The organism is Mesorhizobium sp. (assembly GCF_965229135.1).
GTDB lineage: Bacteria > Pseudomonadota > Alphaproteobacteria > Rhizobiales > Rhizobiaceae > Mesorhizobium.
Genome location: NZ_OZ245860.1, coordinates 1,896,116 through 1,908,821, shown reverse-complemented (window position 1 = coordinate 1,908,821; position 12,706 = coordinate 1,896,116). Strand labels below are relative to the sequence as shown.

The following is a 12,706-nucleotide window of genomic DNA, read 5'->3' as shown; positions in this document are numbered from 1 at the left end:
CATGCGCCACACCATGGCCAAGAGCCTCGCCCCAACCGACGGCGTCCGCGATTACCTGGCGGCGCAGGAAAAGAAATCGTTGCTGCGCTTCCTGACTTGCGGTTCCGTCGACGACGGCAAGTCTACATTGATCGGGCGCCTGCTGTCGGACACCAAGCAGATATTCGAGGATCAACTCGCCGCGCTCGAGCGCGATTCGCGCAAGCACGGCACCACCGGCGACGACATCGATTTCGCGCTTCTGGTCGACGGCCTGGAGGCCGAGCGCGAGCAAGGCATCACAATCGACGTGGCCTACCGCTTCTTTGCCACGCCAAAGCGCAAGTTCATCGTTGCCGATACGCCCGGTCACGAACAGTATACGCGCAACATGGCTACCGGCGCCTCGACGGCGGATCTTGCCATAGTGCTGATCGACGCCCGCCAGGGTGTGCTGCGCCAGACCCGGCGCCATTCGATCATAGCCTCGCTGCTCGGCATCCGGCACATCGTACTGGCAGTCAACAAGTTCGATCTCGTGGGTTTCGACAAGGCTGTCTTCGAACGGATCGTCGAGGACTACAGGCAGTTCTCGCATGAGCTCGGCTTCCAGACGATCATGCCGATACCGATGTCCGCCCGTTTCGGCGACAATGTTACCATCCGTTCCGCCCAGACGCAGTGGTATTCCGGCCCAACGCTGATCGAGCATCTCGAAACCGTCTCGGTGGATCAGGCCATGGTCGATCTGCCGTTCCGCTTTCCAGTCCAGTATGTGAACCGGCCCAATCTCGACTTTCGCGGCTTTGCTGGAACAATCGCCTCCGGTGCGATTTCGCAGGGCGACGAAATCGTCGTCGCCAAATCGGGAAAATCCTCCCGCGTCAAGCGCATCGTTTCTTATGGTGGAGATTTGAAGCAAGCGGTTGCCGGCCAGGCCATCACCCTGGTCCTGGACGACGAGGTCGAGGTGTCGCGGGGCAACATGCTGGTTTCACCGGCAGCCCGACCGCAGGTCGCCGACCAGTTCGCCGCCAACGTCGTCTGGTTTGACGAACATGCGCTGCTGCCGGGTCGATCCTATATTCTGCGGACCGAAACCGACCAGACCAGCGCTACCGTCACCGACTTGAAGTATCGGGTCAATGTCAACGATTTTGGCCATGAGGCGGTCAAGTCGCTTGAAATGAACGAAGTCGGCATCTGCAATATCTCGACGCGGGCGCCGATCGCGTTTGACAATTTTGCCGAGAATCGCACGACCGGTGCCTTCATCCTGATCGATCGCATCACCAACGCGACGGTCGGTGCCGGCATGATCCTGCACTCGCTGCGACGCGCAGAGAACATCCACTGGCAATCGCTCGATGTCGGCAAGCGCGTCCGAGCCGACATGAAGAACCAGCGGCCCGCGGTGTTCTGGTTCACCGGGCTTTCCGGATCCGGCAAGTCCACCATTGCCAACCTGTTGGAAAAGAAGCTCTTCGCCACCGGGCGCCATACCTACATTCTGGATGGCGACAATGTGCGTCACGGCCTTAACCGTGATCTCGGATTCACCGACGCCGATCGCGTCGAAAACATTCGCCGCGTCGCCGAGGTTGCGCGGCTGATGGCGGACGCCGGCTTGATCGTCATCGTTTCCTTCATTTCACCATTCAGCGCCGAGCGGCGCATGGCTCGGGAATTGATGGCCGAGGGCGAGTTCGTCGAGGTGTTCGTCGATACGCCGTTTGAAGAGTGTGCCAGACGCGATCCAAAGGGGCTCTACGCCCGCGCGCTGAATGGCGAGATCAAGAATTTCACCGGTGTGGATTCACCGTACGAGGCTCCGGAAAAACCCGAAATCCATCTGAAAACCCTCGGCAAGTCGGCCGAAGAGATGGTAGAGGCCTTGGAACTCTGGCTGAACGAGCGTGACATTGCCGAAGACCAATACGACAGCGGCGGCGGAATCTGACGACAGGCTGATGCTCGAAATCTTCGAAGGTCTGGCCCTGGCGGCCGGACGCGAGGTGATGCGCGTCTTCCATGCGGGCTGTGCGGTCGATCAGAAGACCGACAGTTCGCCGGTGACCGAGGCGGACCGCGAGAGTGAGAGGATCATCCTCGCCGGATTGCGCGCGGCCTATCCCGGGATTCCTTGCGTGGCCGAGGAGGAAGCGTCCGCCGGCATCGTGCCGCCCGACCTGGATGGGGCTTTCTTTCTGGTCGACCCGCTCGACGGCACCAAGGAATTCGTCAACCGCCGGACCGATTTTACCGTCAACATCGCCCTTGTCCGCCATGGCGTCCCGGAAGTCGGCGTCGTCTTTGCGCCGTGTACAGGCCGTTTCTTTTCCGGTCGGCCGGGCAAGGCGGAATCACTCGAAATCGATGGCGATTATCACATTGTCGAGCGTCGGCCGATTTCAGTACGGCAGGCCGTGACGCCGCTGGCCGTCGTTGCGAGCCGGTCGCACAACACTCCCGAGACGGATGCTTATATTCGTGGTCTCGGCGCAGCCGAGATCGTCTCTGTCGGCTCGTCGCTGAAATTCTGTCTCGTCGCCGGCGCCGAGGCAGACGTCTATCCACGCTTTGGCCGCACCATGGAATGGGACACCGCTGCCGGAGATGCCGTGCTTCGCGCCGCAGGTGGCATGACGCGCACTTTGGACGGCAAAGCTCTGCTCTATGGCAAGCGCAACCAGAACGATGACGCGGATTTTGCCAATCCGCACTTCATTGCCAGCGGCAATCTCACGCAGTCCGCGTGAGAGACACGACATCGCCTTTTGTCATCTCGAGCCTGATCCAGGAATCCAAGCCGCTTATCGATAGGGGAGCGCGGTGCAGTCGGTCCTATTCGGCCGCGGCCTGCGCCGAATTCGATCCGATATAGTTCCGGATCGTCTCGATGATCCGATCCTGATCGGCTTCGCTGAGATAGGGGTGCATGGGCAGGCACAGGATGCGCTTGGGCAGGTCTTCTGAAACGGCGAGGCCAGTCGGCGTCCGCAGATAGTCGCGGTAGGCGATCTGCTCATGCAACGGTTTCACATAGTAGATGACCGACGGGATGCCCTTTTCCTGAAGATGCGCCTTCAGCCCGTCGCGCTTCGGCGTCTCGATGGCGTATTGTGCCCAGGCCGAGCGGCCGCCGTCAAGGTTGCGGGCCGCCGTGACGATATCGCCGAGACCTTCAGCGTAACGGTTTGCGACGACCTGGCGGGCGCCCATCTCGTCCTCAAGGATAGCCAGCTTCTCGATCAGGATCGCGGCCTGCAGCGTGTCGAGCCGCGAATTGATGCCGACGCGGACATTGTCATATTGCGTTTCGCCCTTGCCGTGAAATGCGAATGACCGAAGCTGTTCCGCCAGCGCGTCGTCATTGGTGAACATCGCGCCGCCATCGCCATAGCAACCCAGCGGCTTTGCCGGGTAGAAGCTGGTCGAGCCGACCGCGCCGAACGACCCGCACATCCTGCCGTCTGCCGAACCGCCCATGGACTGGGCCGCGTCCTCGATGACCATCAGATTCTCGCGATTGGCGATCGCCATGATGGCATCGTAATCGGCTGCGAGGCCGAACAGGTCCACCGGGATGATCGCCCTCGGCCTCAGCCGGCCTTCCTTCTTTATCATGGCGATGGCCGCCTCAAGGCTGGCGATGTCGATGTTGTAGGTAACGGGATCGACATCGACGAAAACCGGCTCTGCCTTGGCCAGCGCCACCACTTCGGCGGTGGCGGCGAAGGTGAAGCTCGGTACGAATACCGCGTCGCCCGGGCCGATGCCGGCCGCGAACAGCGGCAAGAGCAACGCGTCGGTGCCGTTGGCGCAAGCGACGACATGCTTGGTGCCGATATAGGCAGCGAGCTTGTTTTCGAATTCAGTGACCTGGGGACCCAGGATGTAGCGGCCTTCGTCGACGACGCGGTCGATTGCGGCTTTCAGCCGGTCGCGGATTCGTTCGCGCTGTGCGCCAAGATCGATGAACTGCATGTCGGCCTCAAACGGGTTAGCCAGATAACCGGCCGCTGGTACCAGAGTTGCGGCGGTCGAGAAAGCCAAACGGGCAAACCGTGAATTGCTCAAGTGTCGCAGTCTGTTACCAGCATTCTCCGGTGTGCCTTCGCAAGATGCCGGAAATCCGGCTTCGTCGGGCTTGCCATCCAGGTCTTATAATCCGGGCGAACGGCACTTCGAAACATAAAGTGATCTACAAACTCAACTTATCTTGAGCACGTGATGGCTCCGTCAGCCGATCTCATGACGCCAGGGCGGGTTGGCGCCGGCCCGTGATACGGTCACTGCCGCGGCCTTTGCCCCAAGCGCCAGCGCCTTTTCGATCGCGTCTTTCGACAGGGTGGAAACTGCTGTCTTGGTGAGCAAGCCCTGCTCGTGAAGTGAGGCGAGGATGCCGGCATTGAAGGTGTCGCCGGCGCCGACCGTGTCGACCACGGTGACTTTCTCTGGCATGACCGTGACCTTGTGATCCCTGCTGTAGCCGACGGCGCCCTCGCTGCCGTGCGTGACGACAATCAGCTTCGGGCCGCGATCCAGCCAGTTGCGAATGACATCCTCATGCGAGCCGGCTTCAACGAACCAGAGCAGGTCTTCGTCGGACAGTTTCACGATGTCGGCCATCGCCATCATGCCGCGGATGCGCCGCAAGTGCTTGGCCTTGTCCGGGATGAAGTTCGGCCGGATGTTGGGGTCAAGCATCATGACGCGCTGGGCGTGCTGGCGCCTCATGAATTCCTCATAGGCGGCCCCCGCCGGATCGGAGATCAGGCTGATGGCGCCAAAAAGCATGGCCTCGATCTCGCCGCCAAGCTCGGGCAGGTCGTCGGTCGTCAGCATGCGCCCGGCCGTGTTCTCATCGTAGAAAGTATAGGTCGCCTGGCCGTTGTCGAGCCGTACAAAGGCAAGCGTGGTCGGGCGCGGCGAGGTATGCGCGTAGGTGGAACTGACTTTGCTCGCTCCCAGCGCGTCCCTGAACTGGCCGCCGAACAGGTCGGACGACAGGCCGGAGAAGAATCCAGCCGGAGCGCCCAGGCGGCCTAGCGCGATTGCCGTATTGAAAACCGCTCCGCCGACATAGGGTGCAAAGGCCGGCTCGCCCAGCGTGGTGGTGCGCGGCAACATGTCGATGAGGGCTTCGCCGCAGCAAAGGATCATGGCTAGTCGGTCTCCGGCGGATAGATCACGCCCTTGCGGATGATGATGTTGGCATAAAGCCGGGGTTCACTCGTGGCGACGATCGCGTGCGCGGCCTTGACTCGTGCATAAAAGTCGGCGCCGGCCAGTGCAACCACCTTGCGGCCCGGCGCGTGTTTTGCACAGATCGCCTCCATCTCGTGATGAACGGGATCGGCGAGCCTGGGGTCGCCCTTGACCGACGCGCGAAACAGCGCCTCCGGCACGGCGTCGTCCACGGGCAACACGCTCAAGATGGCATCGAGCACGGGCGCAAGATGGTGGCCGTCGGCGCGGATGAGCCGGTGTGCCTGCTCCTCGGCCGGATAGTTTCCATCGACGAGAGCGATTTCATCGCCATGGCCCATGGCGCGCAGGGTTGCCAGAAGCTCCGGACCAAGCAGCGCTGGGATTCCGATCAGCATTCAGGCGCTCCTGGAGATCGTGGTCGATCCGATGAGGAAGCGTTCGGAAAGCGGCAGACTGGCGCCACCCAACGCACGCGCATGAATGCCGACGGTCCCCTCGCGAACGGTGGGAAGCTTCAGACCTTCGCCGTCGATCTTGCCGATGGCTTCGATGACGGCATCGACCAGCCGTCGGCGCACGCTGAGCGGCATCCAGCCGTCGATGATCGCCGCCTCGAAATCGATGACCGAGGATGCGGCCACGATGGCATAGGCGAGAGCCTGCGCGGCGTCGGCGATCCAGTCGTCAAGCTCAACGCCGATTTCGCCCCAGTCCTCGGGCGATGTCCACAGATGCGAGGCTTCGACACCACGCGCGTTCAGGGCTTTTTCCAGCATGGCGATCGACGCCACGTCGATCAGCTGGGTGGGCTTTCCATCGGGCCCGGGTACCGGCATGGATCCCAGCGCACCGGCATTGCCGGTAGGACCTCCGTAGAGGCGCCCATTCAGCACAATCCCACCTCCGGCGAAGGCGCCGATGTAGAAATAAACGAAGTCGCGGGCGGCTCCGGCATGGCCGAAAACAAGCTCGGCGCCACACGCCGACGTGGCATCGTTCTGAAGATAGACCGGAAATTCGCACTGCAACTGGATATCGGCGCGAATGTCGCGATGGCGCCATTCATCCATCACGTCGCGAGGCGCGCCCGCGGTATCGGCCCAGTTCCACAACTCGAACGGCATGGCGATGCCGAGCCCGGCAATGCGCTTGTTTTGCGCGGGGGTGAGTTCTGCGCGCATCTTCGCCATTCCGGAGGTGACGAATTCGACTGTTTCTCGGGGCGCCGGGTAGCGGTAAGAGTGTTGCAGCATCGACCGGACATTGCCGAGGAAGTCGATCAGCACCAGTTCGGCGCTGCGGCGGCCAATCTTCAAGCCTATGAAATACGCACCCTCGGGATTCAGCGCCATCGGAATGGAGGGTTGGCCGATCTTGCCGCGCAACGGCGCCTGACGCACGAGCAGATTGTCGTCTTCGAGCTCACGCATGATGACGGATACGGTTTGGGCGGACAGTCCGGTCATGCGGGCGATGTCGGATTTGGCCAGGCTGCCATGCTGGCGAACCAGCGAAAGCACGAGCCGCTCATTGTGGTCCCGCATTCCGCTCTGGTTGGTGCCGCGGTGAAGCCGGCTATCGGCCGCCTCGGGCGAACCGTGCCTCGCAATGCCGGTTTCCACCCTGTTCCTCCCGTTGTTTCCCCTTGATGCTTTTGGGCCAGAATGAGCGGTGAAGGCAAGAGTGTCAATAATAAATAAGAGTGATTTAATTATTGACAGTACCATCGGTCTGGTGTCTTTTGGCGAAGGGCGTCCATGCTGGGAGATTTCGTTTGGGCGCTTGTGCGGCTGCCGGTTGGCCGGCGGCCGAAATGGTTCCACTGGGAGGATAAACGTGACCAAGACATCGCTATTGAAGTCCACCGTCTTTGCTGCGGCTGGACTGGGCCTGATGGCCTTTACGTCGGCGGCATCTGCCGCCAATGTCAGCGCCTGCCTCATCACCAAGACCGACACCAATCCCTTCTTCGTCAAGATGAAGGAAGGCGCCACGGCGAAGGCGAAGGAAATCGGCGTTGATCTCAAAGCCTACGCCGGCAAGGCGGAAGGCGACAATGAAGGCCAGGTCGCGGCGATTGAATCCTGCATCGCCGATGGCGCCAAGGGCATCCTCATCACCGCCACCGATACGGCGGCGATCGTGCCGGCAGTAAAGAAGGCGCGCGACGCCGGACTTCTGGTGATCGCCCTGGATACGCAGCTAGAGCCTGCCGATGCCGCGGATGCGACATTTGCGACCGACAATTTCAAGGCCGGCGAGCTTATCGGCTCCTGGGCCAAGGCAACCCTGGGCGACAAGGCCAAGGACGCACACATCGCTTACATGGATCTGATCGCCAGCCAGCCTTCGGTCGACGTGCAGCGCGACCAGGGCTTCATGAAGGGTTTCGGAATCGACCTCGGTGATCCCAAGAAGATCGGCGATGAGAAGGATCCGCGCAATGTTTGCCACGATCTCTCGGGTGGCAATGAAGATGGCGGCCACACCGCCATGGAGAATTGCCTGCAGAAGGATCCCAACATCAACGTCGTCTACACCATCAACGAGCCGGCTGCCGCTGGCGCCTATCAGGCGCTGAAAGCCGTCGGCAAGGAGAAGGACGTGTTGATCGTTTCCATCGACGGCGGCTGCCCAGGTGTCAAGAACGTTGCCGAAGGCATCATCGGCGCCACCGCGCAGCAATATCCGCTGCTGATGGCCTCGCTCGGCATCGAGGCGATCAAGGCCTTCGCGGATACCGGCAAGAAGCCGGAACCGTCGCCTGGCCTGAACTTCTACAACACCGGTGTCACGCTCATTACCGACAAGCCGGCTGCCGGTATCGACTCCATCGATACCAAGGCAGGCCTCGCCAAGTGCTGGGGTTGATTTGACCCCGCGATCGGCTCAATCTTGAGACAACGATAATAATAATGTGGAGCGGCCTCGACCGCTCCACATATAAGGCGGGGAGGCCGAGTTGAGCGTTGAAACAACCAAAGTCAGCGGACCGCAGGAATTCGAAAAGACATTGAACGCAAGCGACAAGAGTGTCGCGTCGTTCGATACCCATTCCCGTACAGCGTTGGAGAGCATCCAGCACCGGCTGCACAAAAGCCCTGCAATGGTGCCGCTGATCATCCTGCTGCTGTCGGTGATCCTCTTTGCCATCGTCGTCGGCGGGCGCTTCTTTTCGCCCTTCACCTTGACGCTGATCCTGCAGCAGGTGGCGATAACCGGCATGGTCGGCATCGCGCAGACGTTGGTGGTGCTGACCGCCGGCATCGACCTTTCCGTCGGCGCAATCATGGTGCTGAGTTCGGTCGTGATGGGCCAGTTCGCCATGCACTACGGCGTTCCTGCTCCGGTGGCGGTCGCGGTCGGCCTGCTCGTCGGCGCGATCTGTGGCCTGATAAACGGCTTTCTGATCGCCCGCGTAAAGTTGCCGCCTTTCATCGTGACGCTGGGCACATGGTCGATCTATGCGGCCATCAACTTCATCTATTCGGGCAACGAGACCATTCGAAGCCAGGATCTTGAGACGACTGCGCCCCTGCTGCAGTTCTTTGGTGGCTCGTTCAAGGTGGGCGGCGCCGTCTTCACCTATGGCGTGCTTCTCATGCTGGTCATGGCCGCCATCGCCTGGTACGTGCTCAACCACACCGCCTGGGGACGGCACGTCTATGCTGTGGGTGACGACCCGGAAGCGGCCGAACTCTCCGGTGTTCGCGTCGACCGGATGCTGCTCGCGGTCTATACGCTGACCGGCCTCATCTGCGCCATTGCAGGCTGGGCCCTGATCGGGCGCATCGGGTCGGTATCGCCGCAAGCCGGCCAATTCGAGAACATCAATTCCATCACTGCCGTCGTGATCGGCGGCACCTCGCTGTTTGGCGGGCGCGGCTCCATCCTCGGCACCATCTTCGGTGCACTTATCGTTGGCGTGTTCGCGTTGGGACTGCGCCTGTGGGGGACTGACCCGCAATGGACGCAGTTGTCCGTCGGCGCCCTTATCATCGTCGCGGTCGGCATCGACCAGTGGATCAGAAAGATTTCAGGATGACCCAGCAGCCCATCCTTACCGCGCGTGGCCTTGTCAAGCGCTATGGTCGCGTCACCGCCCTAGACAACGCCGACTTCGATCTCTATCCGGGCGAAATTCTCGCTGTCATCGGCGACAACGGCGCCGGCAAGTCATCCCTGATCAAGGCGATTTCCGGCGCGGTCACCCCCGACGAGGGGGAGATCCGGCTTGAAGGCAAGCCCATCGCTTTCAAATCGCCAATGGAGGCTCGCGAGGCTGGCATCGAAACCGTCTACCAGAACCTGGCACTGTCGCCTGCCTTGTCGATCGCCGACAACATGTTTCTTGGTCGCGAACTCCGCAAGCCGGGCTTCGTCGGACAATGGCTTCGCATGCTCGACCGTCCGGAGATGGAAAAGCGCGCTCGCGAAAAGCTCACCGAACTTGGCCTGATGACCATCCAGAACATCAGCCAGGCGGTGGAAACGCTATCGGGCGGCCAGCGCCAGGGCGTTGCGGTGGCGCGCGCCGCTGCATTCGGCTCCAAGATGGTGATCATGGATGAGCCAACCGCGGCGCTTGGCGTCAAGGAGAGCCGACGTGTGCTCGAACTGATCCTAGACGTGAAGAAACGCGGCCTGCCGATCGTGCTGATCTCGCACAACATGCCACATGTCTTCGAGGTTGCCGACCGCATCCACATTCATCGGTTGGGCCGTCGTCTGGCCGTCATCGATCCCAAGCAGTATTCGATGTCGGATGCCGTAGCCTTCATGACCGGAGCGAAAGTTCCGCCGGAAGCAGCGCTGGCGGCGTAGACCAGGGTGCCCATTTGCCAAATTGCCGCAGGGGAAGTTGGTCAAGCTTCTCTAAATCGATTGAATATATGAAGGGATGCATTAGCATGGGCTGGGAGGAACGGCGAAAGCCGGTATGATCGTGGCAACCGCACGAGAGGCAGCATGACGCGCGCGATGACATCCGAAGCCCCCCAGCCCGCACTCGAAAATCCCGATCCCAAGACGCTCGCCGAAGAAGTCTTGATGTCCCTCAAATACCGCGTCGGCAAGGACACGACTGTCGCCACGCAGTACGACTGGCTGACCGCCTCGATCAAGGTCGTGCGCGATCGCATCGTCGACCACTGGATGCAGGCGACGAAGGAAGCTTACGACCAGCAGGAAAAGCGGGTGTATTACCTGTCGCTGGAGTTCCTCATTGGCCGACTGATGCGGGATGCCTTTTCCAATCTCGGCTTGATGGAGAACATGCGTCAGGCGCTGTCGTCTCTTGGCGTCGATCTCGATGTCATCGCCGCGCTCGAACCCGATGCGGCCCTTGGCAATGGCGGTCTTGGCAGGCTCGCGGCATGCTTCATGGAAAGCATGGCGACGGTCGACATTCCCGCGCATGGCTATGGCATCCGCTATGCCAACGGCATGTTCAGGCAGGAAATCCATGACGGCTGGCAGGTGGAGTTGCCGGAGACCTGGCTCGATCATGGTAATCCCTGGGAATTCGAGCGGCGCGAACGCTCCTTCGATGTTGGTTTTGGCGGCTCGGTGGAGTCGATCACGTCGAGGGACGGCAGGCTGGAGCGTCACGTCTGGAAGCCGACCGAACATGTCCTGGCCGTCGCGTATGACACGCCGGTGGTCGGCTGGCGGGCTAATCGCGTCAATACGCTGCGCCTTTGGTCCGGCATGCCGGTGGATCCGATCCTGCTCGACAAGTTCAACGCCGGCGACCACATCGGCGCGCTTGCCGAAAGCAACAAGGCCGATGCCCTGTCACGCGTTCTCTATCCCGCGGATTCCCACAAGGCCGGCCAGGAACTGCGGCTGCGCCAGGAGTATTTCTTCTCCACCGCGTCGCTGCAGGATATCGTCCAGCGTCATCTCAGCCAGTATGGCGACCTGAAGTCGCTGCCCGACAAGGCAGCGATCCATCTCAACGACACCCACCCGGCGATCGCCGTGCCGGAACTGATGCGTCTGCTGATGGATGTCCACGGCATGGACTTCGATCTTGCCTGGAACATCACCATCCGCACCTTCGGCTATACCAACCACACGCTTTTGCCGGAGGCGCTGGAGAGCTGGCCGGTGCCGCTGTTCGAGCGGCTTTTGCCGCGCCACATGCAGATCGTCTATGCCATCAACGCGCAGGTGCTGCTGGAGGCACGTGCCACCAACCAGTTCTCGGATGAGCAGATCAGCCGCATCTCGCTCATACAGGAAAACGGTGACCGACGGGTGCGCATGGGCAATCTGGCTTTTGTCGGCTCGCATTCGATCAACGGCGTCTCAGCCTTGCACACCGACCTGATGAAGGAGACGGTGTTTGCCGATCTCCACAAGCTCTATCCCGAGCGCATCAACAACAAGACCAACGGTATCACGCCACGGCGCTGGCTGATCCAGTGCAACCCCGGTCTGACGTCGCTTGCCCGAGAGACGATCGGCGATCGCTTTCTCGATGACATCGAGGAGATCAAGGGGCTCGATGCCTTCGCTGGCGATCCCGCCTTCCGCGACAAGTTCGCCGCCGTCAAGCGGGCCAACAAGGCACGTCTGGCCAATCTCGTTGCCGACCGGCTCGGCATCAAGGTCGATCCCTCGGCGCTGTTCGACATCCAGATCAAGCGCATCCACGAATACAAGCGCCAGCTTCTGAACATCCTCGAGGCGATCGCGCTTTATGACCAGATACGCTCGCATCCCGAACGCGACTGGATGCCTCGCGTAAAATTCTTCGGCGGCAAGGCGGCCCCCAGCTACCACAATGCCAAGCTGATCATCAAACTCGCCAATGATGTCGCCAAGGTCATCAACCGCGATCCGGCCGTGCGCGGCCTTTTGAAGCTTGTGTTCGTGCCGAACTACAATGTCAGCCTAGCCGAGATCATGATGCCGGCCGCCGACCTCTCCGAACAGATCTCGACTGCCGGCATGGAAGCCTCGGGCACCGGGAACATGAAGTTCGCGCTGAACGGCGCGCTCACCATCGGCACGCTCGATGGCGCCAATGTCGAGATCAAGGAATGCGTTGGCGACGACAACATCTTCATCTTCGGCCTGACAACCGCCGAGGTCGCCGAGCGGCGCAACAATGGCTACAATCCGCGGTCGGTGATCGAGGGCTCACCTGAACTGGCGCAGGCAGTGGCCGCGGTCTCGTCGGGCGTTTTCTCGCCCGACGATCCTGAGCGTTATCGCGACCTTATCAATGGCCTGTATCAGAGCGACTGGTTCATGGTCGCCGCCGATTTCGACGCCTATGCGGCCGCACAGCGCGATGTCGATGCCGTCTGGCGCAACAGTCCGGACTGGTATGCCAAGGCGATCCACAATGTCGCGCGTGTCGGCTGGTTCTCTTCGGATCGCACGATCCGTCAATACGCGAAAGAAATCTGGAACGTACCTGTCTGATGTGATTGCATGAGGCCACGAACAATGTGGTCCCAGGTGTGGATTTGAATGTCGAATTCATACCCTAGAACAAACG

General features: G+C 61.0%; 10 protein-coding genes. 6 read left to right on the top strand and 4 right to left on the bottom strand.

Annotation, left to right across the window (positions count from 1 at the left end):
• Window position 1: 1 nt before the first annotated feature.
• Window positions 2-1,939, top strand: a complete 1,938-nt coding sequence (gene cysN / locus ACO07C_RS09310; RefSeq protein ID WP_421913880.1) for a sulfate adenylyltransferase subunit CysN — start codon at window positions 2-4, stop codon at window positions 1,937-1,939.
• 10 nt (window positions 1,940-1,949) lie between these two features.
• Entirely contained in the window at window positions 1,950-2,738 is a 789-nt protein-coding gene (gene cysQ, locus ACO07C_RS09305) for a 3'(2'),5'-bisphosphate nucleotidase CysQ (RefSeq protein WP_421917480.1), read from the top strand.
• A gap of 85 nt (window positions 2,739-2,823) precedes the next feature.
• On the opposite strand, the gene ACO07C_RS09300 is transcribed toward cysQ, so the two are convergent.
• From ACO07C_RS09300 to ACO07C_RS09285, 4 genes are all read right to left on the bottom strand, one after another.
• On the bottom strand, window positions 2,824-3,966 hold the full coding sequence (locus ACO07C_RS09300) for a DegT/DnrJ/EryC1/StrS family aminotransferase (RefSeq protein WP_421913879.1): 1,143 nt from the start codon (window positions 3,964-3,966) through the stop codon (window positions 2,824-2,826).
• 255 nt (window positions 3,967-4,221) lie between these two features.
• Window positions 4,222-5,145 carry a carbohydrate kinase family protein gene (locus ACO07C_RS09295; protein WP_421913878.1) on the bottom strand — a complete coding sequence of 308 codons (924 nt, stop codon included), beginning with the start codon at window positions 5,143-5,145 and terminating at the stop codon, window positions 4,222-4,224.
• 2 nt (window positions 5,146-5,147) lie between these two features.
• Complete coding sequence (locus tag ACO07C_RS09290) at window positions 5,148-5,588, bottom strand: RbsD/FucU family protein (protein WP_421913877.1); 441 nt, start codon at window positions 5,586-5,588, stop codon at window positions 5,148-5,150.
• Window positions 5,589-6,815 (bottom strand): ROK family transcriptional regulator, encoded by a 1,227-nt coding sequence (locus ACO07C_RS09285; protein WP_421913876.1) that lies wholly within the window; start codon window positions 6,813-6,815, stop codon window positions 5,589-5,591.
• A gap of 232 nt (window positions 6,816-7,047) precedes the next feature.
• Here ACO07C_RS09285 and ACO07C_RS09280 point away from each other — a divergent pair, with 232 nt between their 5' ends.
• The 4 genes from ACO07C_RS09280 (at window position 7,048) to ACO07C_RS09265 (ending at window position 12,630) form a co-directional block, all read left to right on the top strand.
• Window positions 7,048-8,064: a sugar ABC transporter substrate-binding protein gene (locus ACO07C_RS09280; RefSeq protein ID WP_421917479.1), complete on the top strand. Its 1,017-nt coding sequence runs from the start codon at window positions 7,048-7,050 to the stop codon at window positions 8,062-8,064.
• A gap of 91 nt (window positions 8,065-8,155) precedes the next feature.
• Entirely contained in the window at window positions 8,156-9,238 is a 1,083-nt protein-coding gene (locus ACO07C_RS09275; protein ID WP_421913875.1) for an ABC transporter permease, read from the top strand.
• Entirely contained in the window at window positions 9,235-10,017 is a 783-nt protein-coding gene (locus ACO07C_RS09270) for an ATP-binding cassette domain-containing protein (RefSeq protein ID WP_421913874.1), read from the top strand. The genes ACO07C_RS09275 and ACO07C_RS09270 overlap by 4 nt, the downstream gene beginning before the upstream one ends.
• A 144-nt stretch (window positions 10,018-10,161) precedes the next feature.
• A complete protein-coding gene (locus ACO07C_RS09265; RefSeq protein ID WP_421913873.1) occupies window positions 10,162-12,630 on the top strand; it encodes a glycogen/starch/alpha-glucan phosphorylase in 2,469 nt (822 codons plus the stop codon).
• The last annotated feature ends 76 nt before the right edge of the window (window positions 12,631-12,706 follow it).

Coding starts and splice junctions, on each gene's coding strand:
- cysN (WP_421913880.1), top strand. CDS start 2: ATGCGCCACACCATGGCCAAGAGCCTCGCCCCAACCGACGGCGTCCGC.
- cysQ (WP_421917480.1), top strand. CDS start 1,950: ATGCTCGAAATCTTCGAAGGTCTGGCCCTGGCGGCCGGACGCGAGGTG.
- ACO07C_RS09300 (WP_421913879.1), bottom strand. CDS start 3,966: ATGCAGTTCATCGATCTTGGCGCACAGCGCGAACGAATCCGCGACCGG.
- ACO07C_RS09295 (WP_421913878.1), bottom strand. CDS start 5,145: ATGATCCTTTGCTGCGGCGAAGCCCTCATCGACATGTTGCCGCGCACC.
- ACO07C_RS09290 (WP_421913877.1), bottom strand. CDS start 5,588: ATGCTGATCGGAATCCCAGCGCTGCTTGGTCCGGAGCTTCTGGCAACC.
- ACO07C_RS09270 (WP_421913874.1), top strand. CDS start 9,235: ATGACCCAGCAGCCCATCCTTACCGCGCGTGGCCTTGTCAAGCGCTAT.
- ACO07C_RS09265 (WP_421913873.1), top strand. CDS start 10,162: ATGACGCGCGCGATGACATCCGAAGCCCCCCAGCCCGCACTCGAAAAT.